General features: G+C 57.5%; 25 protein-coding genes. 8 read left to right on the forward strand and 17 right to left on the reverse strand.

What is annotated here, in order from left to right:
- Positions 1-24 precede the first annotated feature (24 nt).
- From B9Z49_RS07785 to B9Z49_RS07825, 10 genes are all read right to left on the reverse strand, one after another.
- On the reverse strand, positions 25-1107 hold the full coding sequence (locus tag B9Z49_RS07785) for a dihydrodipicolinate synthase family protein (protein ID WP_108352882.1): 1083 nt from the start codon (positions 1105-1107) through the stop codon (positions 25-27).
- The gene (locus tag B9Z49_RS07790) at positions 1094-2113 is read right to left on the reverse strand and encodes an NAD(P)-dependent oxidoreductase (RefSeq protein WP_108352883.1); all 1020 of its coding nucleotides are present in this window, start codon (positions 2111-2113) and stop codon (positions 1094-1096) included. The genes B9Z49_RS07785 and B9Z49_RS07790 overlap by 14 nt, the downstream gene beginning before the upstream one ends.
- Positions 2110-2754 carry a TetR/AcrR family transcriptional regulator gene (locus B9Z49_RS07795; protein WP_108352884.1) on the reverse strand — a complete coding sequence of 215 codons (645 nt, stop codon included), beginning with the start codon at positions 2752-2754 and terminating at the stop codon, positions 2110-2112. Before B9Z49_RS07795 ends, B9Z49_RS07790 begins: the two co-directional genes overlap by 4 nt.
- Before the next feature lie 13 nt (positions 2755-2767).
- Positions 2768-4243, reverse strand: coding sequence for an NADH:flavin oxidoreductase (locus B9Z49_RS07800; protein WP_108352885.1), 1476 nt, complete (start codon positions 4241-4243; stop codon positions 2768-2770).
- A gap of 35 nt (positions 4244-4278) precedes the next feature.
- Positions 4279-4653, reverse strand: a complete 375-nt coding sequence (locus tag B9Z49_RS07805; RefSeq protein ID WP_108353034.1) for a cupin domain-containing protein — start codon at positions 4651-4653, stop codon at positions 4279-4281.
- Between the two features lie 175 nt (positions 4654-4828).
- Positions 4829-4981 (reverse strand): hypothetical protein, encoded by a 153-nt coding sequence (locus B9Z49_RS21770; RefSeq protein ID WP_158273450.1) that lies wholly within the window; start codon positions 4979-4981, stop codon positions 4829-4831.
- Positions 4978-5784 (reverse strand): alpha/beta fold hydrolase, encoded by an 807-nt coding sequence (locus tag B9Z49_RS07810; RefSeq protein ID WP_158273451.1) that lies wholly within the window; start codon positions 5782-5784, stop codon positions 4978-4980. The genes B9Z49_RS21770 and B9Z49_RS07810 overlap by 4 nt, the downstream gene beginning before the upstream one ends.
- Positions 5785-5973: 189 nt before the next feature.
- Positions 5974-6237: a hypothetical protein gene (locus B9Z49_RS07815; RefSeq protein ID WP_108352887.1), complete on the reverse strand. Its 264-nt coding sequence runs from the start codon at positions 6235-6237 to the stop codon at positions 5974-5976.
- 188 nt (positions 6238-6425) lie between these two features.
- Complete coding sequence (locus B9Z49_RS07820) at positions 6426-7793, reverse strand: APC family permease (RefSeq protein WP_108352888.1); 1368 nt, start codon at positions 7791-7793, stop codon at positions 6426-6428.
- Positions 7794-7831: 38 nt separating this feature from the next.
- Positions 7832-8701 (reverse strand): cyclopropane-fatty-acyl-phospholipid synthase family protein, encoded by an 870-nt coding sequence (locus B9Z49_RS07825; RefSeq protein ID WP_108353035.1) that lies wholly within the window; start codon positions 8699-8701, stop codon positions 7832-7834.
- 340 nt (positions 8702-9041) lie between these two features.
- On the opposite strand from B9Z49_RS07825, the gene B9Z49_RS07830 reads away from it, so the two are divergent.
- From B9Z49_RS07830 to B9Z49_RS07855, 6 genes are all read left to right on the forward strand, one after another.
- Entirely contained in the window at positions 9042-11231 is a 2190-nt protein-coding gene (locus B9Z49_RS07830; RefSeq protein ID WP_108352889.1) for a fused MFS/spermidine synthase, read from the forward strand.
- A gap of 352 nt (positions 11232-11583) precedes the next feature.
- A complete protein-coding gene (locus B9Z49_RS07835) occupies positions 11584-13374 on the forward strand; it encodes an NAD(P)/FAD-dependent oxidoreductase (protein ID WP_108352890.1) in 1791 nt (596 codons plus the stop codon).
- Between the two features lie 118 nt (positions 13375-13492).
- Complete coding sequence (locus tag B9Z49_RS07840) at positions 13493-14290, forward strand: enoyl-CoA hydratase (protein WP_199225015.1); 798 nt, start codon at positions 13493-13495, stop codon at positions 14288-14290.
- 70 nt (positions 14291-14360) lie between these two features.
- On the forward strand, positions 14361-15410 hold the full coding sequence (locus tag B9Z49_RS07845) for an ABC transporter substrate-binding protein (protein ID WP_108352891.1): 1050 nt from the start codon (positions 14361-14363) through the stop codon (positions 15408-15410).
- A gap of 21 nt (positions 15411-15431) precedes the next feature.
- Positions 15432-17165 carry an iron ABC transporter permease gene (locus B9Z49_RS07850; protein WP_108352892.1) on the forward strand — a complete coding sequence of 578 codons (1734 nt, stop codon included), beginning with the start codon at positions 15432-15434 and terminating at the stop codon, positions 17163-17165.
- Positions 17162-18232, forward strand: coding sequence for an ABC transporter ATP-binding protein (locus tag B9Z49_RS07855; protein ID WP_108352893.1), 1071 nt, complete (start codon positions 17162-17164; stop codon positions 18230-18232). Before B9Z49_RS07850 ends, B9Z49_RS07855 begins: the two co-directional genes overlap by 4 nt.
- A 194-nt stretch (positions 18233-18426) precedes the next feature.
- Here B9Z49_RS07855 and B9Z49_RS07860 read toward each other — a convergent pair whose 3' ends face one another.
- The 4 genes from B9Z49_RS07860 to B9Z49_RS07875 are packed head-to-tail and all read right to left on the reverse strand — an operon-like array spanning position 18427 to position 21864.
- Positions 18427-19179, reverse strand: a complete 753-nt coding sequence (locus B9Z49_RS07860) for an SDR family oxidoreductase (protein WP_108352894.1) — start codon at positions 19177-19179, stop codon at positions 18427-18429.
- A gap of 4 nt (positions 19180-19183) precedes the next feature.
- Positions 19184-20152: a tripartite tricarboxylate transporter substrate binding protein gene (locus B9Z49_RS07865; protein ID WP_108352895.1), complete on the reverse strand. Its 969-nt coding sequence runs from the start codon at positions 20150-20152 to the stop codon at positions 19184-19186.
- 34 nt (positions 20153-20186) lie between these two features.
- Positions 20187-20504, reverse strand: a complete 318-nt coding sequence (locus tag B9Z49_RS07870) for a hypothetical protein (RefSeq protein ID WP_108353037.1) — start codon at positions 20502-20504, stop codon at positions 20187-20189.
- A gap of 19 nt (positions 20505-20523) precedes the next feature.
- Entirely contained in the window at positions 20524-21864 is a 1341-nt protein-coding gene (locus B9Z49_RS07875) for an acyclic terpene utilization AtuA family protein (protein ID WP_108352896.1), read from the reverse strand.
- A 95-nt stretch (positions 21865-21959) separates the two neighbouring features.
- On the opposite strand from B9Z49_RS07875, the gene B9Z49_RS07880 reads away from it, so the two are divergent.
- Positions 21960-22868 (forward strand): LysR family transcriptional regulator, encoded by a 909-nt coding sequence (locus B9Z49_RS07880; protein ID WP_108352897.1) that lies wholly within the window; start codon positions 21960-21962, stop codon positions 22866-22868.
- A 38-nt stretch (positions 22869-22906) separates the two neighbouring features.
- Here the strand turns inward: B9Z49_RS07880 and B9Z49_RS07885 are convergent, their stop codons facing one another.
- From B9Z49_RS07885 to B9Z49_RS07895, 3 genes are all read right to left on the reverse strand, one after another.
- Positions 22907-23722, reverse strand: coding sequence for an SDR family NAD(P)-dependent oxidoreductase (locus B9Z49_RS07885; RefSeq protein ID WP_108352898.1), 816 nt, complete (start codon positions 23720-23722; stop codon positions 22907-22909).
- Between the two features lie 61 nt (positions 23723-23783).
- Positions 23784-24656: a CoA ester lyase gene (locus tag B9Z49_RS07890; RefSeq protein WP_158273452.1), complete on the reverse strand. Its 873-nt coding sequence runs from the start codon at positions 24654-24656 to the stop codon at positions 23784-23786.
- A gap of 138 nt (positions 24657-24794) precedes the next feature.
- Positions 24795-25868: a VWA domain-containing protein gene (locus B9Z49_RS07895; RefSeq protein WP_108352900.1), complete on the reverse strand. Its 1074-nt coding sequence runs from the start codon at positions 25866-25868 to the stop codon at positions 24795-24797.
- A gap of 55 nt (positions 25869-25923) precedes the next feature.
- Between B9Z49_RS07895 and B9Z49_RS07900 the strand changes: the two genes are divergently transcribed.
- Complete coding sequence (locus B9Z49_RS07900) at positions 25924-26838, forward strand: S1C family serine protease (protein WP_108352901.1); 915 nt, start codon at positions 25924-25926, stop codon at positions 26836-26838.
- Positions 26839-26841: the final 3 nt, after the last annotated feature.

The following is a 26841-nucleotide window of genomic DNA, read 5'->3' on the forward strand; positions in this document are numbered from 1 at the left end:
TCTTGCAACAGCCACACGAAAACGCTAAGCACCCAGCCATCGGGCCAGGTGCTGGGCTACAAAATCGTCATCGGTCAAGTCTGGGTAAGCTTGGCTGACCCGGGTGATTTCTTCGGCTTGTCCTGGGCTCAGGGCCTCGTGCGGGTCGAGGCACCAGATGCCTTCGAGCAAGCCCTGGCGGCGCAAAACTTCGTGGCAACCCGCGATGCAACCGGCAAAGTCATGGGCCACATCGAACAGGGCGCTGTTGCCATCGGTGACTTGCGAATCCAGGGCCAGCAGCTGCGCCGACACGTGGTCGCGGGCGGCTTCTTGCTGGCAACGCTGCAGCAGCGCAACCGCCTTGTGGGTCCAGACGCTCCAATGCCCCAGCAGGCCGCCACGGATGCGCACTTGCACGGATTCGGCGCCGCGCTTGACGTGAAAAGGGGTGACCAGGTCCAGCACGATGTGGTCGTCGTTCCCGGTGTAGAGCGTGATGCGGTCTTCGGCTCGGGCTGCGACCACGCCACGAATCACGTCCAGGGTGCGGTAGCGGTTGAAGGGTGCCATCTTGATGGCTACGACTTGTTCGATGCGGGCAAAGGCTTCCCAGAAGGCGGCCGACAGTACCACGCCACCCACAGCGGGCTGCAGGTAAAAACCCACCAGCGGAATGACCTGCGCCACCGCGCGGCAGTGCGCCAGGATCTCGGTTTCGCCGGCACCGCGCAGCGCCGCGAGGCTTAGGAGGCCTGCGTGGTAGCCCATGGCTTTGGCCGTGGCGGCTTCGGCGCAGGCTTGGCCGGTGGGGCCGGCCACGCCTGCAATCATGGCCAAGGGGCGCTTGCCGCCCAATGGGGTCCAGTCGTGGGCCGTTTGCATGGCCATTTCCAGCACGGGGGCGTACAGCCCGTTTTCACGGATGGCAAATTGGGTGGTGTGCACGCCGACGGCCAGACCCCCAGAGCCGGCATCGAGGTAGTAGCGGCTGAGCGCCCTTTGCCTGACCGGGTCGAGCTGGCGCTGGGCATTGAGGGCCAGCGGGTGCGCTGGGATCACCGCACCTTGGCGCAGCACCTGCGACACGCTTTCGGGCAGCAAGCCTGACACATCAGTAGTGGCCATCGCGAACCTCAAAGTGGGTGGGTTTGTCCAAGGATTTGTGGCCTTTCATGACCCAGGCGGCCGTCCAGTCCAACAGGGTGTCCAGCGCCACCGAGGGCGGGCCCCACAAGGCATCGGCCTTGCGGCAGTCGACTAGCCAGGCGGTGGATCCTTCGGTGTCGGTGAGCTGCACGGTTTTGCCCATGCGGGCTGCCAAGCGTTTGGCGACATCGCGTATGGAAATGGGTGGACCGCTGAGGTTGATGGCCGAGGTGGGCGTGGTGCAGGCGCTCAGGGCGCGCAAGGCCAGGTCGTTCGCATCGCCCTGCCAGATGATGTTGGCGTGGCCCATGGCCACCGACAGTGGCAGCCCCTGCCAAATGGTGCGCGCCACATCGTGCAGCACGCCATACCGCATGTCGATGGCGTAAGACAGTCGCAGCAGGCAGCCCGCAGTTTGGTGCTCGTGCGAGAAGTGTTCGAACATGCGTTCGCGGGCCACACACGAATTGGCGTATTCGCCGGGTGGTGTGGGGGCCAGGCTTTCGGGTGCGCCGGGGCCATGCACATCGACAAACGGATACACGCAAGCAGTGGAAAACGCCACGATGCGGGCGTTTTTGTAGCGTTGAGCGACCAGCGCGGGCACATGGGCGTTCATGGCCCAGGTCAGCCATTCACTGCCTTGCGAGCCGAATTTTCGGCCCGCCATGAACACCACGTTGAGCACATCGGGCAAGGCGGCCAGAGCCTCGGCCGACAACAAGTCGGCCTGAATGCATTCAATGCCCTGCGCGCTCAGGCTGCGTTGCAGTTGCGGGTTAGAAAACCGCGCCACCCCGATCACGCGTTTGTGGGGTGCTGCCCGCTTGGCCATGCGCGCCAGCGTGGGGCCCATTTTGCCCGCCACACCCAAGATGAGGATGTCGCCTTGGAGCTTCGCCAGGCTTTGTACCAGCGCGAGCGAAGGCGTGCTCATGACGTCTTCCAGGTGTGCTTCGTCGGTGAATTCAAGAGGCAGGTTCATGCGTCGTGTTCCAGGTAAGACCGCACCATGTCCACCATGTGGTCCAGGCGTTTGGTTTTGGCGACAGGGCTGAGCAATTTGCGCCCGAAGATGGCCGACAAGGTATGCTGGTTGGACAGGTAAAAGTAGGACAGTCCCGCGATGGAGATGTACAGCTGCACGGGGTCGACCCCGGGCTTGAACACGCCCGCTTTGACACCGTTGTCCAGAATATTACCGATCATGTGGATGAACGGGTTGCGCATCTTCTTGACGGTGGAAGAAGCCTGAACATGCCGGGCTTGGTGCAAGTTGGCACTGTTGAGCAGGTTCATGAACTCGGGGTGATCGATGTAGTAATTCCAGGTCAGCGTCACCAGTTTGCGGATGGCTTCGCGCGGTTCTTCGTTTTCCAGGCGCATGGCCTGTTCGGATGCGCGCTTGTTGGCGTAATTGGCTTCCAGCACGGCGCCAAACAAGTCGTCCTTGTTGCCAAAGTAGTGGTAGAGCATCCGCTTGTTGATGCCCGCTTGCTGTGAAATGCGGTCCACCCGTGCGCCACCCAAGCCGTGCGCAGCAAACTCTTGGCGGGCCGCTTGCAAGATGCGCTCGCGGCTGTCCTCGGGGTTGCGCGTGGTGGTTTTGGTGGGGCGGGCTGGCATGGCAAGGGAATGATCAGGACAACTTGGCGGCTTTTTTGATTTGGGTGAGCACGGCCATTTGCGGCGACTTTTTGTAATGTGTGTCCAGCGGATAGCAGCCCGATACCAAGCCATTGCGTGGCGCGGTGGTGCAGTCGCTGAATGTGCGGCACAGGCGTTTGCGCTGCATGGCCCGACCGGCCAGCACGTCGGCGGGCAATTCGGGGTAGGCCAGCACCATGCGGCCCAAGCCCACAAAGTCGGTCCAACCTTGCTTGACCACGGCTTGGGCCACATGCGGCAGGAACTCTTGCAAGTAGGTGTAGCCGCTGCCGACAAACGCCATGGCGGGGAACATTTTCTTGAGGTCCCGCACGATCTCCAGATGGCGCATGACCCCCACCAAGGGGTCTTCAGGGGGCTGGTAGCCGTCTGAAGGCGGGTACAGCGCCGGGCGGGTGACGTGGGGGGTGTAATACGGGCTGCCCACGGTCACGTTGACCATGGAAATGTCCAGGGATTCCAGCACTTTGAGAAATTGCGCTGTCTCGTCCAGGGCGTAAAGCAGCGGGTTGGATTCGTTGACGCCAAAGCCGTAGCGGTAGGGCAGGGCGTTGGCGTAATCAACCGGAATGCCAGGGCCCAGGGATTCGTCGTCGGACAGGCTCGGGTCGGCTTTGTAGGGCAAAAAATCCACCGCTGACAAGCGCACACCCAAGGCCATGCCCGGCACTTCGGCGCGGATGCCTTGCGCCAGTTCTCGGACGAAGCGGGTGCGGTTGTGCAGGGAGCCACCAAAGTCGCCTTCACGTGTTTTGGCCGACAGGAATTCGTGGCCCAAATAACCGTGGCAGTGTTTGAGGTCGACGAACTGAAAGCCACAGTCCCAGGCACGCTTTGCGGCCACCACATAGTCCTCGATCAGCTGGCGAATTTCGCCGTCGGACATGACGACGATGTTTTCCTTGGGACCAAAGCGGCCATCGAGCAGTGGGTGCTTGTACAGCACCCGAGGTTCCATGCGAGTTTCTAGGTTGGGTTTGCAAAAACGGCCCGAGTGTGTCAGCTGCAAGCCAATGACCAGGTCTTTGTCGCTGCCCATGCTTTCGCGGTGGGCCTGAACCAGACCTTCACGCAGTTGCGCAATGCCCGATTGCGTTTGCGCGTTCATGACCAATTGTTTGGGGTTGGCACGGCCATCGTGACGGACCGCCACCGCTTCGCCGCCCCAAATCATTTTGGCGCCGGACCGGCCAAACAGTGTCCAGCGACGGCGGGTGTTGTCAGACGGGTTGCCATCGGCCAGACCGTCCCAGCCTTCCATGGGGTGAATGGCGTATCGGTTGCCGACCTTGAGTCCGGAAACCGTCAGGGGTTGCGCCATGGCGGCGGTGTCTCCCGATTCCAGCTCGTCATCGCAGGGCATTGGCAAACCCAGTCGTTCCAGGTTTTCCTTGAAGCCTTGCGGGCAGGACAAGGATTTGACCTTGACGAAGTCTCCAAATTTCATAAGTTATTTTCCAGGCGTGGTGGTCTTTAAAGCGCTCAGTAAAAACGGTTGGGCTTGAGGAAAAACCCCAGCACCAGTGCGCCATGCGGGGCGCTGGCCGAATGCCGGCTGCCCGCAGGGCGCCAGACGTAGTTGCCTGCCGTGACCTCGCCTTCGTGGTCCACCAGGCTGCCTTCGAGCACCCAGCTTTGTTCGAGCTCGACATGTTCGTGGTCGGTGAGGGTCGCGCCCGGCGCCATGCGGGTGAGCACGGTTTGCAAGCCTGTGGAGGCGTCTTCCATCAGCACTTTGATGTGGATGCCCGGAAAACGCGTGGCTTGCCACGGCAGTTCGTCGACCTGGACGTAGCGCGACGACAGCGCTGCCAGCGCGGCATGTTGGGACGCGTAACCCGGGGTTTCAATGGCCATGGTGCTGTCTCCGGTCTTGGGCACGTCAAGGGTTGAGGTGCCTGTCAAAACCATCATAACCATTTGGTTACAAGTGACAAGTGCAGGTTTACCCGGGCATGTCAGGCGTCTGAGGAGGAAACGATCCATTCGCCTGTCCACCTCGTCACGACAGCCCTAAAGTTTGTGTATTTTTTCAGTGAAAGAATTCACAGTAGCCAAATTTTTCCACTCTGTCCATTCGGCTTTTTGAAGAAAAAATCTCCCTTGCAGCATCCTGCTGGTAAGATATTTTGTCGCCATGAACCAGATAAGTCAGCGTCAATTTCGTCGCCAGCACGACGCTCAATGTTGAATTCTTTGGTAAGGGTGCTCACCGTCCCAAAACGGGTCAAGCTTTTTGGTGAAAGCGGGCAGGTCTTCAAAAAACGGCAGTGCGCCCCCTTCAACGGCATGAAACTGCCAGTTTTTTCTGTTTTCAACCGTATGCCGGCCACGGTAATCGGTGAAATCTCCGCGAGTGGCCATGGACACCCAGACTGGACCGTCCAGACTCTCGAAGAGTCGATTGATGTCACGGCTGAACAAAAAGGCTGAGACAAAATAAAAGGCCGCGTTGGCAGCGCCCGGCTGTCGCGAGGTCAATAAACAATAACGCCAAAATGTCTCGTCGATATTTTCAGCACCCCAAGTGCGCTTTAAAAAATACCGAATGACTCCGGGTCGGGTCAAGGTATCAAAAATGCCTTGGCGCCAGAGGTCCATCGTCAGCAAACGGTATAGCCATGGTAAACCCAGCGTTCCACCATCTGGCCCATAGCGCAGTTTTCTTCCTCTAAAACCGGTCGGGCTGACCAGTGCAAGCCGCCGGATAGTTTGCGGCGCTTCGCATTTGGCACGGGCTGCAAATTCGCTTGAGAGCGACACCGCCAAGACATCCGAGGCTTCACCACCATTTTCAGATTGAATGAGGTCCAGCACAGCATGCAAAGCGTCGGTCATCAAGCGCGGCGTGTACGGGCGGGCACTGCGGTCAGAAAAACCAAAACCTGGAAGTTCAAGAGCGTAGACCGGACGCTGTTGCCGATAATGAGCAAAAAGCGGTGCAAGCTCGGCTGCTGAGGCCGCAGCGTTGATGCTGTGGACCAGCAACAGCGGCGGCAGTCCACGGGTTTGGTCTTGAGGCCCAGCGCTGTAAAGGCTGATGCGGCCCGCTGGCGAGTCGATGTCGCGCCTCAGAGCGGACAAGGACAGAGGCAGAACCGGCGATGGTGGAGATGAGAGAGTCACCCCCCCATGCTAAAGGCAATTTGTTGAGAATGTTAAGAATCTGATCGGGTTTTATTTGTATCTTCGGTAAAAATCCAAAGCGTGCGCCAGTCCAGCGAGGGCAAGGCAAACAAACACTTCGATGGGCAATTCTGGGGGCGATGCAAATCGAAGTGCAAGCATCAAAAGCCACCCGGGCAGCAGCCCTGCGCTGATATCGGCAAACCGTAAACCGTTTTTTCTTTGGGTGCTTCTATAGCTCAAAAAGAGCCACTCGCAAAAAGTGAAAAGCAAAATCGCATCGACCCAGATGACAGGAAGGCTGCTGGCGGTCAAGGCGATTCTCCGGTATTGGTTGTCTTCAAAATTTTTCTATTATCGGTTGAGGAGGGCTGTTTGAAGCTGTCTTGGTTGTCCATCCGCAGGTCGCAGCGTTGAAGTCAACGCTGATTAGAAGAGGGGGGCAATTCAACGTCGGCCTCAACACCCCGTGGTCAAAATCAGGTGTTGGGGGTTTTGTTGTTTCAAATTTGGTGGGGAAGTTGACCGACGGTTTTTTCGCGCGCTCGCAAGAGCAGTAAGGCCACAACGCCGCTGGCAATGAGCCACAAAGAAACGTGAATGGCTTTTTGAGAGATGGCGTAAGTGACGCTGGAGTAGGTCAACCATGCGCAGGCGGCACAAAAAATCAGGGGCAGTACTGGGTACAGCGGCACTTTGAAGGGACGCGGGGTGCTCGGATCCGCCTGCCTCAACCACAGCAGGGCCAGCCCGACCAGGAACAGGAAACCCCAAAACACGGGGGCAGTGAATTCGACCATGGCAGAAAAACCGTCGGCTTCTTGGGTGCCCAATGCAATCAAGCCCATGCTGATCAGGGCTTGCAGGGTCAATGCTTGTTTGGGGCTGCCAATGTCCAGTTCCCATTGTCCCAATTTGCGCAGGGCTTTCCAGTCGCTTCCAACAGCAAAGTTGGTCCGAGCACCGACAAACATGGTGGCATTGATGCTGGTCAATGCGGCAATGGCCACAAACAAGCCCAGTGCTTTTTGCGCCCAAGGACCAAAGGCCAGGCCCAGCAGGTCGCCTGCAGCGGTTTTGCTTTGGCTCAAGCCATTCAAGCCCAGGCCAAACAGCAAGGCTGTGTTAACCAGCAGGTAAATGACCGTCAAGGTGAGCATGCTGGCCAAGATGACCCAGACCATGGTGCGCGGTCCGCCCTTCAATTCGGCCGATATGTAGGCGGCTTCGTTCCAGCCGCCGAAGGTCAGCAAGACAAAGACCAGGCACAGCCCCCATTGCGCTGGCGCTGGCGCTTGTGCAAACCATTGAAGGGCGCCCGAGGCTGGAGCATCGACCCAAAATCCTGCTGCGACAACGGCCAGCAAACCGACAATTTCAATCAAGGTCAACCAGGTTTGCATGCTGGAAGACGCGTGAATGCCGGCAAGGTTGACCACCGTCAAGACAATCACGATCAGCAGTGCCCAGACGGCACTGGAGTAGGTGCCCAGGTTCACGAGTGTGCTCATGTAATCGCCAAAAACAAAGGCCAGCAAGGCAATCGAGCCTGTGTTGATGATCGTTGCGCGCGACCACCCATAAATGAAAGAAATATTGCGCCCAAACGCCCGGTGCAAAAAGTGGTAATCCCCCCCGGCATTGGGGTAGGCCGTGCAAAGTTCTGCATAGCAAAGCGCTCCCGCAATGGAGATCAGGGCGCCTACCATCCACAAAACCAGCGCCCAGCCGGCATCACCGCTGATGCCAGCAACCAATGAGGGGGTTTTGAAAATGCCAGCTCCAATCACGATGCCCACGATCAGCGCCACGGCTGAAAAGGGCTGCAGCAGACGGAGTATCTTGGCGGGGGGAGCGCTATCAGGTTTCATCTGGATCGTCCAACTCGTTGGTGTGTTTCAAATGTATTTCAAGGTCGGGTAATTTCGACGGGCGTCTGCATGTAATCAGAGACTACCGTTCCCGTAATGCGGCGATCTTCCACGCGACCAGAAAAGGTGTGCACTTTTTTGTCTGGGGTGATGAATTGAAACTTGACCTCATCGCCACGCAATTTGGCGCCCATCAGGGCTTGGGTTTGGCCGCCGCGGGTGAGTATTCCGCCAATATTTTGAAAAGATTGACTCATGTTCAAGCGTGTGGGGCCGCCATCCAGTCCGGTCATCACCCAGTCGCCCTCAATTTGCGCGGGGACCACCCAGAAAAAGCCCTGTGAGAATTGGTCCGACATGGTTTCGTCAGGCCCCCAGTCACCCATGTTGAAGGCATGCGAGACCACCCGCGTGCCGGGCTTCATTTTGAGCAAGATGGGACGAAGCTTCAAGTTCAGGTGAGGCATAAGGTAAAGAGTGACCACAGTGGCAGAACTGAAGTCTTCTTGGAAAATGTCCCCTGTGATGATCCGTACTTTGTCGGTCATGCCCGCTTCGGCCACTTTGCGCCGGGCAAATTGGGCCATGTCGGGGTTGTACTCAATGCCCACAGATCGCGCACCGTATTTGCGCGCTGCAGTGATGGCGATGATGCCGTCGCCCGCACCCAAATCAAACAACCTGTCTTGATCGGTCACCTTGGCGGCTGTGAGCATTTTGTCAATCAGCCCTTCTGGGGTGGGGATCCAGATCACATCTTTACCGGCTTGACCGCGCACAGGTTCATAGGCCGTTGTGGCTGCTTGGGGGGGGGCCGTGTTGGGGGCAGGTGTGGCAGTGGTGGATGAGCAGGCCACATTCAGCCAGCTGGTCAGCAGAATCGGCAACAAAACAGAAAACAACTTCATGATCGACTCCATATGGGATGAGTTGGGCTGGGCTCTGCAGATATGAGCAGTTGCAACCCTTTGGTCAAAACACAAGATTAAACATTTTTTTGAATTGATTTTGATGAATCGTGATTTTTATTCTCTTATGAGTGTTTACCCTTAATTCCATCGTCATGGTCTAGTTGTGGGTGCGGTAGGGCTTGGCACCCACAGCAACGTAGGGTCATGATTCAAATAGACACTTGTAGAATCAGCGCCATTCAAGAGTGGACAAGAAAACTCGCTGTTTGTATGAACGGCATGGCATTGTCTTACTCACCTAAATAAAAGTGCTGGTTTTCTGGCCAGTCAAAGTGACATGACCCATCCCCTGCCCAGTCCATCTCCCAATCCGTGGAGTTTCTTGCCATTTGCGCTGACAATATTCACCAGCGCTTTTTTGTTGTTTCAGGTTCAGCCCCTGCTCAGCAAACAAATCCTGCCATGGTTTGGTGGCAGTCCCGCAGTTTGGACCACGGCCATGCTGTTTTTCCAAACCCTCTTGTGTTTGGGCTACCTGTATGCCCATGCTTTGGCGGCCTTGCCCTCCCGGAAAACCCAGGCGCGTATTCATGTGGTCTTGTTGGTGCTGGCGGCCTTGTTGGCTTCCAGAGTGCTACCCGGGGCGGAGCTTCGGCCTGAATCATCTGACTCACCGGTTTTTCAGGTGCTATTGATTTTGGGGGCCAGTGTGGGCTTGCCGTATTTTTGTTTGGCGACCACCGGGCCTTTGGTTCAGCACTGGTTCACCAGCACGGCCCACGCCTCATCGGTTTTCCGTTTGTATGCTTTGTCCAATGTGGGTTCGTTCTTGGCACTTTTATCTTTTCCTTATGTGCTGGAGCCTTGGCTGGAGCAGCAGGAAATGGGGCGACTTTGGACAGCTGGCTTTTGGGTGTTTGCCTTGCTGTGTTTGCCGGTGGCTTTGGGTGTGTGGCAAAACAAGACGCCCGCCGGCGCAGCCCATTCCGATGCTGACGAGGTCGTGCCAAGGCAAGCGGCCAGCGCACTGAAGCCTTCGTGGGTCCAGCGCCTGTCCTGGGTGGCTTTGCCGGCCTTGGCCTCATTGGTTTTCATTGCAACGACCGATCAGATCAGCCACGACGTGGCGCCCGAGCCCAGGCTCTGGGTATCTACACTGGGTTTGTATTTGGTCACTTTCATCTTGACTTTTGACCACCCCCGTTGGTACCGCCCCAAGTTGTTTGCATTCCTTACGCTGATTTTGTTGTTGGTTGCTTCAGGATTGAGCGACATACCGCGTTGGCTCGGTATCGATTGGGACTATGGCGTCAATGAAGTGCGTTGGTCGCATTACGCTTTGTTGTTTGTGGTGTGCATGCTGTGCCATGGTGAGCTTTACCGCCGCAGGCCGGTGGATACGCGACGCTTGACCGAGTTTTACCTGTGCATGTCGATTGGGGGGGCGTTCGGAGGCTTGTTTGTGACCCTGGTGGCCACCCAATTTTTCGACGATTACCTGGAGTGGTTGATGGCCCTGGTCCTGGTGGCCGTGTTGGCTTGCCATGTCTTGTTTCGTGTTGAGGGTCAAGCCCGTGGTCGTGTGCGTCATGCCGCGGGTGCCTTGATAGCAGTGGTCATGGTGGCTTTGTTGTATGCCATGCAAAACCCGTGGTCTTGGCGAGAGGTCCGCAAGGACGACCGTACCGAAATTGTGCTTGATCAAGTCCGAAATTTTTATGGCACTGTGTCCGTTAAGGAGCGGCGGTATGTCTCGGAGCCCGAGCGCGATGACCGGGTGTTTTTCAGTGGCAATGTGACCCATGGTCAGCAGTTCCTATCTGACGCGCTGCGTCATGTGCCGACCACCTACTATGCGCGAGACAGTGGTATCGGGGAGACATTGCAATGGGCCATGGCGCAAAAATCGTCGTTGTCTGTGGCCTTGATTGGTTTGGGCGCTGGCACCTTGGCTAACTATGCACGCCAAACCGATGCGTATGACTTTTATGAAATCAACCCAGCAGCTGTTCGGTTTGCACAGGATTGGTTTGACAACTTGTCCACCTGCAAAGCGGGTGAGCAGAATATTTTGTTGGGTGATGCCCGGTTGCGCATGGAGCAGCTGCCTAAAAACAAGTTGTACGACGTGATTGTGCTGGATGCTTTCACAGGCGGATCGGTGCCCATCCATTTGTTGACCCGTGAGGCGTTTCAAATTTATCGCAACCACCTGAAGCCCGATGGTCACATCGCGATCAACATCACCAATGCCTATCTGAACCTTTACCCCATTGTGAAAGCCCAAGCCGAGGTTTCGGGCATGGCCTACCGGCACAAATACCAAGCAGTGGATGAGGTGCGCAATGTGAGAAGGAATTTGCACTTCATCATGACGAATGACCAGGCCTACCTGAAGGCGTACCCATCAGTCAATCGTGCAATGCGGGACGAGCAGGGCCGTTTGCTCGGAAACGAGCCCTATGACCAACCGGGTTTGAGATTGTGGACGGACCAGTTCAGCAGCATTGCGCCGATTGTCCGGTGAGGTCTTCATTCTGTTTCATCGCTATGGCCTGCTGCACTTCAAGACCATTCTTTTATCTCCTTGATCTGTTGTTGCTTGGCCTCTTTGCCCGGGTGAGGCCGGTGGGCTTGCTTAACGCCGCCATGGAGTAGCACTGCCACCTGTGATCCGTCTTCCTCATGCACCTCTCCGTCCAAGCCATTGGTCAGCGCCTCAAGATCTGAAATTTTGATGTTGACTTTTTACACCCTTGGCTCGGGTCTCCCGGTTGGAGCGGCGGGTTGGTTATCGCCGACGCCGACGACAATTTTTTAATATCCTATATTCTCTTGTTGGCCGTGGGTTCGCCACGCAGTGCAACCGAGGACATCGCATGACGACACAAGACGATTCCACAGCTGAAGTCGCCGACTGGCTGGCGAATTTATCAGCCGCGCTGGATCGGGGCGATGTCCCGGCCGCGGCAGCGCTGTTTGGCGACGAGGCCTATTGGCGCGATCTGATCGCCTTCACCTGGAACATCGCCACGCTCGAGGGCCGCTCTGGAATCACCGCAATGCTCTTGCACACGCTGGCGCGGGTGCAGCCCCGAAACTGGGTACTCGAAGGCGAGGCCAGCAAAGGCCAAGGCGTAGCACAAGGTGTGGTCCAGGCCTGGTTCAACTTCGAGACTTCGGTGGGCCGAGGCAAGGGCCATGTCCGGCTCAAGCATGGCCGCTGCTGGACGCTGTTCACAACCTTGCAGGAACTCAAGGGTTTCGAGGAAAAGCGCGGTGCGACCCGCGAGTTGGGTGCCGAGCACGGCGCGATCCGCGGCCGCCGCAACTGGTCTGACGCGAGGGCTGCCGAGGTTGCTGAGTTGGGTTACCAACGTCAGCCCTATTGCCTGATCGTCGGCGGCGGCCAGGGTGGACTGGGTCTGGGCGCACGGCTCAAGCAATTGGGTGTACCCACGCTGATCGTTGACAAGCACGCTCAAGCCGGCGACGCCTGGCGCAAGCGCTACAAGTCGCTCTGCCTGCACGACCCGGTCTGGTACGACCACCTGCCCTACCTGCCGTTCCCAGACCACTGGCCGGTTTACACGCCGAAGGACAAGATGGGCGACTGGCTCGAGGCCTACGCCAAGCTGATGGAGCTGAACTACTGGCCTTCGACCGAATGCCTGAGCGCGTCCTTCGACGAGGCATCGCAGCAATGGTCGGTTCAGGTCATGCGCGAGGGCCAGCCGATCACGCTGCAGCCGCGTCATCTGGTGCTGGCCACCGGCATGTCGGGCCGGCCCCGCGTGCCGGAATTTCCCGGCGCGGCGCTCTTCCGTGGGCGCCAGCACCATTCCAGCCAGCACAGCGGGGGCGAAGACTTTGCCGGCAAGCGCTGTGTTGTTGTCGGCTCGAACAACTCGGCGCACGACATCGCAGCAGATCTGTGGGAGTACGGCGCCGAGGTGACAATGCTCCAACGCTCGCCCACGCTGGTGGTGAAGTCCGAGACCCAAGGCCGCTACGGCCGCCTGTTGTACTCGGAGGCTGCGCTCCAGGCCGGAGTCAGCACCGACCTGGCAGACTTGACGACCGCGTCGATCCCTTACAGGCTGGTGCCGAAATTCCAAATTCCCGTTTGCGCCCAGATCCAGCGCGACGACGCACTGTTCTACGACCGGCTGCGTGCGGCGGGTTTCCAGCTGACCTTTGGCGAGGATGAATCAGGTCTGGGGCCGATGTACCTGCGCCGCGGCTCGGGCTACTACATCGATGTCGGTGCGTCCGAGTTGATCGCCGATGGCCGCATTGCGCTGAAGTCAGGTCTCGAAATCGACAGGCTGACCGAGAACTCAGTGGTGTTGAGCGACGGCAGCGAACTGCCGGCCGATCTGGTCGTCTACGCGACAGGCTACGGTTCGATGACCGGTTGGGCCGAGGCACTGATTTCACCCGAGGTTGCCGAGGCGGTTGGCCCCTGCTGGGGCCTGGGGTCGGGCACGACCCAGGACCCAGGCCCCTGGGAGGGCGAACTGCGCAACATGTGGAAGCCGACGCGCCAGACCGCGCTGTGGTTCCACGGCGGTAACCTGGCCCAGTCGCGCCACTATTCGCGCTACCTTGCACTGCAGATCAAGGCCAGGATGGAGGGCATCGACACGCCGGTCTACGGGTTGGCCTAGCCACCAGCCTGAGTCTGCCCTGTGTACAAGGGTTTGAACGGATTGCAAGCGTCCCACGCTGCGTTACGTTAGAGACGTCAATGCCGTTTGCTACGAGGCCACTGTCAAGGAGCCCAAGATGCTGATTTCGAAAACTGACAAGATGATCGCCGAGAAGGACGGTCCGATCGGCTGGATCACGTTCAACAATCCAGAGCGACGCAACGCCGTCTCTCTGGCCATGTGGGAAGCACTGGCCGACATTGTGCGAGATTTCGAAAGCGACAAGGCCATCCGCGTGATCGTGTTGAAAGGGGCTGGGGACCGTGCCTTTGTCTCCGGAGCGGATATTTCAGAGTTCGAGGAGAAGCGATCTTCCCCCGAGACGACCCGTACCTACAACGAGGCATCGGGCAAGGCAACTGTTGCGCTCAAACATGTGGGTAAACCCACCATCGCCATGATTCGCGGCTTTTGTATCGGCGGCGGCGTTTCGGTGGCCTTGTCGTGCGACATGCGCATCGCTTCCGAGGGGGCGAAGTTCGGCGTGCCGGCGGCCAAGCTGGGGCTGGGCTATGAGGCCGAGGGCGTGCGCAAGCTGATGGACGTGGTGGGCCCTTCCTTCGCCAAAGAAATTTTCTTCACCGCACGCCAGTTCACAGCCCAGGAGGCAGTGGCGATGGGATTGGTCAATCGCCTTGTTCCGGATGGGCAACTGGAAACGTACGTGCGGGACTATGCGGGCACCATCGCTGCCAACGCCCCGCTTACTGTGGCGTCGATCAAAACGATCGTCGGTGAAGTGACGAAAGACGAATCTGCGCGCGACATGGTGCTGTGCCAGCAGGTCGTCGACCGCTGTTTCAACAGCGAGGATTACGTGGAAGGTCGCTCGGCCTTCATGGCCAAACGCAAGCCGATATTCACGGGCCGCTGAGCTTTTTCGATTGCGCACACGATAAATTTCATAAACCTCAAGAGACGTTCACTTCCCTAAAGGAGATTCCATGAGCCGCAACATGATTCGTTTTTTTCTGGCGCTTGTTGGCGCAGCACTGACCTTTGCCGCTGTCCCGCTGCGGGCTCAGATGCCGGCGTGGGAGCAGCAGTTGTACGAAGCGGCGAAGAAGGAGAAGCAGTTCACCGTCTACACCGCCCACTACAACACCGAGGAGGCGGCCAGCTTGTGCACGGCATTCGAGAAAAAGTATGCCGGCATTAAATGCAACTTTGTGCGCACGACGGCGCAGGTCGCCTTACAGCGGTTCCAGCAGGACCTGCAGGCCAACGTCGCGGTGGCATCTGTCTTCAGCAGCACCGATGTGAGCCACTATCCGGACCTTAAGAAAAAGGGATTGTTGCTGCAATACCGGCCCAATAATCTTCCCAAGATGGTGGATTCTCTCAAGCAGTACAACGACGCGGAAAATTACTACTCCGTCACTGCAGCAGCCTTGATGCTGATCACCTACAACAACAGCCTGGTGTCCGAGAAAGACGCGCCGAAGAACTGGCCTGACCTGCTTCACCCCAAATGGAAGGGAAAGGTGTCCATCGGGCACCCTGCGTTCAGCGGCTATGTCGGAACCTGGGTGGTGCAGATGCGCAAGCTCTACGGCTGGGATTACTTCGAGAAGCTGGAAAAGAACCAGCCGCAAATCGGCCGCTCGGTCAACGATACGGTGACCATGCTGAATGCCAAGGAGCGCTGGGTGGCAGCCGGCCCCGAGGCGACGACCCTGCTGAGCCGTGACAAAGGAAATCCTTTGAGCGTCATCTATCCGACGGACGGCGCTTTGCTTATGGTTTCCCCAAGCGCCGTTCCGAAGAACGCGCCATCGCCAAACGCCGGCAAACTTTTCATTGAATTCTTGCTGGACAAGGAAGCGGCCGAGACCCAGGTCAAGAGTCATTCGCTTTCGGTCATCAAAGGCATAAAACCAGGTCCTGGTGCCAAGCCGCTGGAAGAGGTCAAGATCGTTCGTCCCACAGAGGATGAGATCACCAAGGGCATCCCGGAAGTGAAGGAAAAGTTTCGTGACACCTTCGGTGTCTAGGTGTGAAGAGAGGGACCTGATATGACCTCCCTGAAGGAAACTGCCAGTTCTTCGGCATTCGGTCAATGGTGGCGGCATCTGGACAAGTCGGCCTGGGTCTGGTTACTGGCCATCGGCTTGCTGTTGTTCCTGGTCGTCAATCCCTTGCTGCGCCTGCTGGTGGTCAGCTTCCAGCAACCGGATGGGGCCTTTACGCTGGCCAACTACTTCGTCGCCTACGGTCGCGCGCGGTATGTCGAAGCGCTGCTGAATTCACTCATCCTGGGGGTATCAGCCGCAAGTCTGTGCCTGGTCTTTGGCGTACCGCTGGCGTGGGCCCTTTCCCGCACCGACATGCCCGCCAAAGGCCTGATTTGGGTCGCCATTCTGGGCACATTCATCATTCCGCCTTATCTGGGGGCTGTGGGTTGGATTCTGCTGGCCGGTCCCAATGCCGGGTGGTTGAACCAATTGGTGGTCGAACTGACCGGCATGGAAAAGGGGCCGTTCAATATCTACTCCATGCCTGGGCTGATTTTTGTCATCGCCTGCTACAGTTTTCCCTACGTATTTGTGTTCACCAAATCAGCGCTCGATCTCGTCTCCTCAGAAATGGAGGATGCCGCGAACATCCTTGGCGCCGGTAGCTTGCGCACGTCCTTGTCCATCACACTTCCGCTGGTGATGCCAGCGATTCTGGGGGCCTTCATCCTGGTGTTCCTGGAAGCCATTGCGCTCTTCGGTTCCCCCGCATTGCTGGCACTGCCAGGCCGATTCCATGTGGTGACGACCCAACTGTGGCAGTTCTTTGAGTACCCGCCTCGGGTGGGTGTCGCAGCGGCTTATGCGATGCCGCTGTTGGGCATCACGGTGTTGCTGTTCTGGCTGCAGCGGCGCATCACCAGTCGCAAAGGTTACGCCGTTCTGTCGGGCAAGGGTGGCGAACGTCGGTTGATACCCCTGGGCCGCTGGAAGTGGCCGATGCTCGGCTATTGTTTGGGCGTCTGCACGCTGTCTTTTTTCATGCCGATGGTCGTCATCTGCCAGGCTGCGTTGGCCAAGGCCTGGGGACGCGGTTTCTCGCTGGACAACCTGACGCTGGACAACCTGTACTTCACCATCTTTGAGAACAACCTGACGCGCAATGCAACGCTGAATACCTTCATGTATGCGGGCGCAGCCTCCGTCATTGCGATCGCACTGGCGCTGTGCGTCGCGTACATCGTGAACCGGCAACTGGTCGGCAAGCACGTTGGCAGTCTGTTGTCGTTTCTCACGATGGCACCGTTCGTCATTCCGGGTATCGTTCTGGCGATTGGCTTCTATGCCGCTTATACCAACCCACCCTTGTTGTTGTACGGAACTGCGTGGATCTTGATCTTGGCCTTTGCCACTCGCTTTTTACCGATCGCCTATGTCAACTGCAGCGCGGCTATCCGCAGCATCAATCCTGAACTTGAGGATGCGGTTCGCATCTTGGGTGGCACCCGCTTTACCGCGATTCGCAGCGTGGTGATGCCGCTTCTCAAACGCAGTCTTGCCGGCGCGTTCATTCTGGTGTTCATCCCGGCCACACGGGAGTTGAGCACTGCCATTTTCCTGTATTCGATCAATACGCAGGTGCTCTCGGTGCTGTTGTTCGACAAGAGTGACGAGGGAAATTTCGAGATGCTGGCGGCCATCGGGCTGATTCTGGTGTTCATTACCGTGGTCTTTATCCTGATTGGTTTTCGCCTGATGGGTCGTGACTTCATGCTTCGGAGGGCCCCCACATGAGCAAGCTGGTGCTGCGCAACGTATCCCGCACGTTCGGTAACTTCACTGCTGTCGAGAATTTCAATCTTGAACTCGCGGCAGGTGAGCTTGTTTCATTGCTGGGGCCTTCGGGCTGTGGCAAGACGACGACGCTGCGCATGATCGCGGGATTCATGACGCCCACGGCCGGCACCATCGAGTTGGATGGCCAGGTGATTTCCTCTCCCGCCTCCAGCCTGCCGCCGGAAAAGCGGCAGATGTCGATGATCTTTCAGAGCTACGCTATCTGGCCCAACATGACTGTGGCGGAGAACGTGGGTTTTGGTCTGAAGATACGCAATTTCAAGACCGACGAGATCCGCCGTCGCGTGGGTGAGATCCTCGAGGTGGTGCAGATGGGCGATCTGCGCGACCGTTATCCGGCTGAACTGAGTGGCGGGCAGCAGCAGCGCGTGGCCCTGGCGCGGTCCATTGTGGTCAAGCCCGCCGTGCTGTTGCTGGACGAACCGCTCTCCAACCTCGATGCAAACTTGCGCGAGGAGATGCGCTTCGAAATCCGCCGGCTGCACGACGAGTTCAAGATCACCATGGTGTACGTGACCCATGATCAGGCCGAGGCGATGGTGACCTCAGATCGAATCGCCGTCATGAACAAGGGCCACTTGGAGCAGATCGATGCGCCGTATGCGCTTTATGGCCGACCGAAGACGCGATTTGTCGCTGGGTTCATCGGACGCACGAATTTTATCGATGGAAAATCCACTGGCAATGACGTGCACTTTGGCGGCTTTTCGGTGTCCAAGCAGTCATTACAGGCCGAGTCTCCTCTGCCAGAGGACGTACTGGTGTCGATCCGACCGCAAAGCATTCACCTGCTCAAGCAGAACCCTGGCGTGAACAGCGCCAGTTGCTGCGTACAGGGCAGCGTGCAGCGCCGCGCCTACCTCGGAGAATACTGGGACTATCACGTGACTGTGCCGGGGATTGAGCAAGCCCTGCGGGTCACCGCGAGGCCCCAGGATGTCTTTGAAGTGAATGAGCCGGTGTGGATTGAAATTGACACCACGCAGCTGACCGTGATCGAGTAGAAGAAAAAAAGGGAGCTGACCTCGAAGGGGCCAACCTACTTGCGTGTTTCAGCCCGCTTGATGCACTCGCTCAAACAGCCACCTAGGCCATGCCCAGCAGCGAGGCCATATCGACGGAGCCCTCCCGTGGGCCTGCTTCTTTGAGGTCCCCGTTCAGCAGCATCGCGCCGATTGTCCGGTGAGTCAACGTTTGCTTATCGACCACCTGCAACATCCACGATGCTGCCGTGAACGTAACTGGCTTCAGGTCCCGCAAGCCACATGGCAACCTTGGCAACTTCCTCTGCAGTACCGGAACGCCCCATGGGGACGGCTGTTTTCGCCATGATTTTCATCTGATCAATGCCGCCATGAACGTAGTGGATGTCAGTGGCAATCAGGCCGGGTCGGATCGCATTGACTCGAACACCTTGGGCGCCCACTTCTTTGGCCAAAGCCAAATTGAAACTGTCCAGTGCCCCTTTTGAGCCTGCGTAGGCGCTGCCGCCGGACAAACCGCCAAGGCGCGATGCAACCGAAGACATGTTGACAATCGCACCACCCGACCCACCGTGCGTGGTAGACATGCGAAGTACTGCTTCACGCGCACAGTAATAAGCGCTGAATACATTGGCACCATACAGACGATTGAGCTGGGTTTCGTCCGCTTCCGTGATCAAAAAGCTCGCCAGAATCCCAGCATTGTTGATGAGCGCGTGCAAGGGTCCCAAAGCCTCATCGAACTCACGAAACATGCGCTGCACTTCCGATTGTTGGCTGACATCGGCTTGCAAACAAACGACTTTGACGCCCATTTGCCGCAGCTCTTCGGCCAGGCTCAAGGCTTGGCTTTGACTTTGGTTGTAATTGAGTCCAATCGACCAGCCCTGCTGCGCCGCTTGGCGTGCAATCGCCTGTCCAATGCCTCGACTGGCACCCGTGATGAGGATATTTTTGGCGGGGTTCATGCGGTCATTCAGGTTGGATATTGGCTTCTTTGACCAAGCGAACCCATTTGCTGACTTCGCTGGCCATGAAGGTTTTCAGTTGGTCGGGCGTCATGACCACAGGCTGAATGCCAATGCCCGCCAGTTTTTCCTGCGCATCCTTAGACTTCAAGGCTTGCCCCATGGTCGCATTGAGTTTGTCCACCACGTCTTTGGGCATACCGGCTGGGCCCACCAAGGCGAACCAAGCGGTGATGTCAAAGCCGGGCATGGTCTCGGCCAAGGATGGCCAGTCGGGTACCAGCGACGAGCGTTTGTTGGCTGTGATGCCCAAGGGGCGCAACTTGCCACCTTTGGCTTGAGCCATTGAGTTTCCCAAGTCGACAAATGTGAAGTCCACCACACCTGCCATTACGTCGTTCATGGCCAGAGGTATGCCTTTGTAGGCGACCCCCATGGTGTCAATGCCGCCCAACTTGTTGAGCACGGCAATGCTCACTTGCGAGCTGGAAGAACCATAGCCTGCGTTGACTTTGCCGGGACGCTGCTTGGCGTAGTTGATGAACTCCTGAATATTCTTGGCAGGATGATCTGTCTTCACCATCAAAACCAGCATGTTTTCACCCACGGCAGCGACTGGTGTGAAGTCCTTGAGTGGATCATAGGGAATGCTTTTGAGCAAGGCGACATTGGAGGCGGTAGCAGAATTAGAGGAAAACAAAAGGGTGTGGCCATCGGACGCAGATCGGATGACATCCATGGCCGCAATCGAGCCACCTGCACCCGGCTTGTTTTCTACTAGGAAAGTTTGGCCCAGTAATGTTTGCATTTGCTGAGCCATCAGCCTGGCCGCTTGGTCAGTGGCGCTACCTGCTGGAAAGGGCACGACAAATTTGACGGGTTTCGAAGGGTAAGCCTGCGACCAGCTCGCAACAGACCATCCGAGCAGGGCCAAGCCAATGGCGAAGCTTTTTAAAAAAATGCGTGTTTTCACGTTGTCTCCTGATGGTTATATAAAAAAATTGATCTCAAGGTCTTTGAACAGGGAGGGTCAGCAAATGGAAGGACAAAGATTTGCCATGCATGTCGAGGTTGAGTGAGTCGTTGACGCCCCCATCCAGTACGTTGTCCAAGACAAAATTCATGGCACCCAGGTTGGGTAAAAGGTAGCGGCGCACTTCACTGGGGCGGCGAGCGCCAAAATGAACGGCCACTCTTTCAGGCGTGACCTGATCGACCATCAAAGCAAAGTCTTCTGGCTTGTAGGCTATTAGACTGATGTTGGCATGGTTGCCTTTGTCACCCGTTCGGGCGTGTGCAAGTTCGTAAAGCGCAATGTTGTTCATGGGGCAGTGCTGAAAAAATTCAAACAAAATGGACGGTTGCAGGGATCATCTCGCGTGGAATCAAACAAGCCAAGTTGGACAGTCTTTGGCGTTTGGCAACCCGAACACCCCCACCTCCGGCAGGGCCTCCTGTCCAAAGAGCGGTCAGTTCTTGCAATAGCAATTCAATGATGGCCAATGATTCGTGCTTGGCGGCAACCCGCAAACGAACATCGCTTGCGCGCGTCACGGGTGTGTTGGTCAACATACTGCCACCATCATCGCCCAGAATGCTCGTCAGGCCAATGAGGTCAAACCGAAGCGGCATGTGACGCCCCATGCGTTTTTGCATGACTTGCATGGCCAGCCGAGCCCTTGCTTCGGCATTGGGACCTGCGTATGAAATTTCACCTTCTCCAAACCAACCGCCATCAAAATAGGCCAGTACTTTGAGAGTGCTGGTTCGGGCGTGGCCCTTGACTCCCGAGAGCCGAACACGGTCCGGCCCTATTTGCTCCACTTTGGCTTGGGTGATGTCGGCCACCACATCGGGGGTGATGTAGGCGGCAGGGTCATGCATTTCATAAAGCAGTTGTTCTTTCACGGTTCGGCAGTCGACCAAACCGCCCGTGTGATCAGCCTTGCTGATCACACAAGAGCCATCCTCAAAAATCTCTGCAATAGGAAACCCTACATCCTCAAGACCGGGGACTTCTTTTTTTCCTGGATCGGCAAAGTACCCGCCAGAGACTTGTGCCCCGCACTCCAGCAGATGCCCAGCCATGGTGGCCCCCGCCAGTTTGTCCCAATCTGTCGCACTCCACTGGTAGTGGGCGATGGCGGGCCCCAGTAACAAGGATGGATCGGCCACTCGACCGGTCACTACGACTTGGGCGCCTTGCTGGAGGGCTTTGGCGATCTCAAATGCACCCAAATAGGCGTTGGCGCACACAAAACGAGCTTCGTCAAACGCGCCGTGCAAATGCTGTTTGACAAGGGTACGGCCCTGCTGGGTGGATAAGTCATCGCCCAAGACCACAGCGATCCGAGGTTTTGGCAAGCCCAATTTTTCGGCCAATTTCAATATACATAAGGCCGCACCCTGTGGGTTGGCTGCGCCGAAATTACCAATGATGGGGATGCTGTGCGCTAAGCAATCGGCCAAGATGGGGCCAAGCTCCAATTCCAGCAAGGGCTCATAGCCAAGGCTTGGATTGGCCCGGCGAATGAGCTGCTGATGGGCCAAAGTTCTTTCTGCCAAATTTTCAAACATCAAGGCGGCAGGGCCTCCTCGGGCGATCAGCGTCTTGACCACTGGAAGGGCGGCATCTACACGATCCCCTGAAAAACCTGCACCGCAGCCCACTGCCAATGTTTGCATCTGAAGTCCTGTTGTGTTGAAAACATTCGTCTATTTTGCGGCTGTTCAATTGGTTTGTAAAATTAAATTAACTGAACCATTATTAAGCTTATCTTATGAAAATATCGGGTCGATTGATAGATGCCTTTTTAGCGCTTGAAGAAACCCGGCATTTCGGTTTGGCGGCCCAGCGCTGTCATGTCTCTCCCTCGGCACTCAGCCAGTCCATCAGTCGCTTGGAGGCGCAATTGGGCATCAAACTTTTTGACCGCGATACGAGGAACGTATTTTTAACGCCCGAAGGTGAAATCTTTTCTTTGGGCGCCAACCGGATTGCCGCCGAAATACGAACAACCTTAGACGACATCAGTGATCGGCTACAAAAAAAAGCAGGACGAGTCAGCTTGGCGGCGCCTCCTTCCATCGCTTCAAATTGGTTGCCTGAGCGGATGGCTGTTTTTAAATCAAGGTTTCCTGGTATTGAACTCAGGCTGTCGGACGTCGTTTCGGATCGGTGCCTGGATTTGATCAGGCAAGGTCAAGCTGACATTGCCATCAATGCGCAACCAGGAAACCCATTGGAGTTGGACTCGCGAATTTTATTCAATGAACCCATGTTTTTGATTTGCCACAGCAGTCACCCATTTGCCAGTGAAGCAGAAATATCTTTGAGAGAACTCAGGAAGCAGCCTTTCATTCACACCATCCGCAGTGGGAGTGTCTGGCAGCATGTGCAACCTCTTCTTGGCAGCGTGGGGGTTGTGGATACGGGCTTGGAGGTCAGCCAACTTGGTACGCTGGGGGGCTTGGTCGCGCACGACTTTGGCCTGAGCATTGTTCCCCAATTCGCCTTGACTTTGTGCATCCGAACGGGGGTGGTCGCTGTCCCAATCAAGGATAAAAAAGCCGTTCGGCCGATCTACCTGGTCAAAAGGAAAAACCACAGTCTTTCTGCAGCTGCTCAAAGCTTCAATGAGCAGTTGTTGCTGGAGGCCTTAGACCCCAAAAATACATTGATGAAGTAAGGTGGCTGATCGAATTGACGCCGGGGGTAACAACAAGCTTAAATTTTGTTGATTTTACGAGGTGATGTGCTTTGCCGACTTTTGCGCAAAGTGGGCAGGCCGACACCCGAGGCATCAAACCCACCGTCTACCGCGATGGTTTGGCCGTTGATGTAACTGGCTTCACGGCTGCACAGAAAGGCCACTGCGTTGGCTATCTCCTCTGTGCTGCCATAGCGGTTCATGGGGATCGTGTCGTGATAGTCTTTGATGATGGCCTTGCTGTGAACCAATTTGGCCATTTCTGTGGCCACAGGCCCAGGCGCGACACAGTTCACACGGATGCCTGCATCTCCCAATTCTGCTGCTTGCTGTTTGGTCAGGTGGATGATGGCCGCTTTGCTGGTGCCGTAGGCCACCCGCAGGGTGCTGGCTCTCAGGCCCGAGATCGAGGCGATGTTGACGACACTGCCACCCCCGTTTTTGAGCATGACTTTGGCGCACGCCTGCGTGCACCAAAAGGCACCGTCCAAATTGGTGTCCATAACGTATCGCCAATCCTGCCAAGTCACTTCCAGTATTGGTTTGAAAATGGCGACGCCCGCGTTGTTGACGAGTGAATCAATGCGGCCGAATTTTCTTTCGATTCGAGTGACAGAGCGAGACACTTGAACGGGCTTGGATACATCGCAGTGAATCGCCAGAAAATCCGGGGTGTTGAAATGGGCTTCTGTTTTGGCCAGCGTTTCCCTTTCTATGTCCAGAGCCGCCACTCGGTAGCCTCTTTTGAGGAAGGTGTTGCAGATTTCCAAACCAATGCCGCGAGCACCTCCGGTAACGACAACAACAGGGTTGGAATTTGGGGGTGTTTTCATAGTTAATAGAAGTTTTTGAATAGGAGGCGTTAAGAATAAGTCGATCTCAATGGCTGGTTTCTTATGCAGATGCGAGCCGCTTTGCCCGCTCTAATGTTCGCAACGCATTGCGGTAAGTGGGCACTTCCACCCAGAGCCCTTCTACGAGGGTCCGATCATCACCCCGTGCGCGTGCAGCCTCAAAAGCAGTGACCATGGCGCTGGCGCGGTGGACATCCTCGTCGCTGGGTGTCAAAGCTGCATTGATGGACTTGGCGTGGTCTGGGCGCACCAGGGACTTGCTGCGGTAACCAAGACGTCGGCTGTAGTGCGCCTCTTTAAAGGCACCTTCTGCATCGGTAAAGGTATAGGGGGCATCGATGGGCTCTATCCTGGCCGCACGGCACTCAAGTATGAAGCGCCGTCTGGCGTAGTCCAACTCATTGGCATCGGGTTGACGCTCGGCGCAAAGGTCGGACGCGAGGTCTTCCGCACCCAGCAAGGCGCAGCGGATTCTGGCGTTTCCGGCGACGATGTTGCGCACGTCCACCACGCCAAGTGCCGTTTCGCAAACTGGCAGTATTTCTGTCGATCCCAGCGCGATGCCCAGGGACTTCTCCATGCCGGTGATGGCCTCGTCCAATGCTCTCATTTGTTCTGAGCTTGTGGCCATGGGGTAGGCGATGACGTGGGGTCGGCCTGGCATGGCGGCATTCAGATCGACAAGCCCATCGGTAGCCAGGTCGTTGATGCGAACCACCGCCACCTTGCCCGCCGTGCGCCAGTGAACCAGCAGCGCGGCGATGTTTTCGCGGGCTTGAGGACGGCGCTGCGGCGGGGTGAAGTCTTCAAGGTCCGCGATCAACGCGTCTGCAGGACTGGCCAGCATGGCCTCGTGGGCTGCAAGGTCCGCCCCTGGACCAAACAGCCAGGTGCGTCGAAGTTCAGGATCCATGGGGGTCATAGTCACCTAGGTGAAGTTGGGTCTGTCTGCAGGCAAGCTGCGCTGTTTTTCAGGCAAGTGGTGACTTAATTTCCGGGCTCTCGTCTGATGTGATCGGGCTCAGGGTGAATCGGGTTTCAGCATGGCATTTCAGTGACGGAACCAGCGCATCGACAAGCCCATGGCCAAGAGCGCCAAAACTCCTGCCAATGCCGCCAGCAAAGCGGTGATTTCCGTGTCGCGCCGCTCCAGCGTGAACTTGGATGACAGGTGCTGGTAAATCGTGGCCAGGTCGCTGGCGTTGGTGGCCCTGAAAAATTCAGCGCCCGTGGTCTCGGCCACTTTTTGCAAAGCCTCTTCATCGACCCTGGCATAAAAAGAAAAGCCCTCCAAGCCAGGGATGAAGCCATTGGGCGTGCCAAAGGCCACGGTGTACACACGCACCCCTTTTGAAGCCGCCCACTTGGCCACCTCGACCGGATCGGGCCCGGTGGTTCGGCGACCATCGGACAGCAAGATCACCGCACCGGCCGTGTACGAACCCACGGGGATGGGCTTGGCAGACTCTGCGGCCCCCGGCGAAGGACGCTGGTCCAGCGAACGCCCCGCCGAACCGCCCCCTTGAGCGGTCAGGCTGCCCGACTTGAACTCGGCCCCGTACAACACCGACTCAAGGTCAATGGCAGATTCAGGCAGCAAAGTGTTGAGAGCCACCAGCAAGCCACTGCCGGTGGCTGTGCCGCGCTGCAGTTGAAAGCCATCGATGGCCGCCAGCAACTCATCTTTCTGGTCCGTCACGCCTTGGACCAGTTGGGCGTTGCCAGCAAAAGACACGACGGCCACTCGCACATGGCGTGGCAGTTCTTGCAAAAAGGATTTGGCCGCCTGCTGGGCCGCAACGATGCGGCTGGGCGGCACGTCTTCGGCCAGCATGCTGCGCGACACGTCCATGGCCAGCACCAGGGTCAGGTAGTCGGCGGGCAAAGAGACCCGGGCACTGGGCCTGGCGGTGCCGAGCAACACCAATGTCAGGGCGCACAACAGCAGAGCGGGAGGGATGTGCCTGCGGATTCGATGTCCCGGCCCCAAAGCAGGCCGGATCAAGCTCAGGCTGGGGTAGTGCACCGCCAGGGTGCGTTTGCGGCGCAAAGCCCGGATGTACCCCACCACCAACAGGGGGATCAACAACAATAGCCAAAGCAGCTCGGGCCAGATAAAGTGCATGTTGTGTGGCGTGCAATGAAGTCTAGCCACTGTATCACCGAAGGCCCTAACGACGATGAAACGCGCCGCACTCTACAGCCGAAAGCCCTCTGCACAAGGGGCTGACAGAATGCTTCCTGCACCGGCAAAAGCGGATGATACCCATCCAGCGCACACGGCTCCCCGCAGCGCCAGCAACATCACCCAGCGCCTGCCCCTTTGGGCCGCTTTGCTGGTGTGCGCCTTGCTCTCCGCCACGCTCACTTGGGCCCTGACCCGGCAGGCCGGCGCACCGCAGCGGCTGACCCAAGACGACATCAACGCAGCGGTGCTGCACACCCTGAACACCCAGGACCTGCCTTCGCGGGCCGCCCGTGCCGCGCAGCTGATCGCACCCTCGGTGGTGCGTGTTCACACCCAAGACGAAGACAAGAAAAACCCCCAAGGCGAAATGCAAAACACCGGCGTGGGCTCCGGTGTGGTGATCTCGGAAGAGGGCGTCATCCTGACCAACTTGCATGTGGTGCAAGGCGCCAAGCGCATCCAGGTCACTTTTGCCGATGGCACGGAATCGGAAGCACTGGTGATCGGCGTGCAACCTGAAAACGATCTGGCCGTGATCAAGGCCAAGCGCCTGCCCGATGACCTGCAGCCCGCCACGCTGGGCAGCAGCCAGAACCTGCAGCCGGGTGACGAGGTGGTGGCGGTCGGTTTTCCCTTTGGCATTGGCCCCTCGGTCTCGGCCGGCGTGGTCTCGGGCCTGAACCGATCCTTCGGCTCCGAGGGTCAAACCATGATGCGCGGCCTGATCCAGGCCGATGCCGCCGCCAACCCCGGCAACTCGGGCGGGCCGCTCATCAACATGGCTGGTGAGGTGGTGGGCATCGTCACTGCCATCCTCAATCCCACCAAGGCCCGCACCTTCATCGGCATCGTGTTTGCCGCCACCATTGAAAGTGCAGGCGGCGGTATGGGCGTGTCGCCGTTTTGATTT

It is taken from the genome of Limnohabitans sp. 2KL-51 (assembly GCF_003063645.1).
GTDB lineage: Bacteria > Pseudomonadota > Gammaproteobacteria > Burkholderiales > Burkholderiaceae_C > Limnohabitans_A.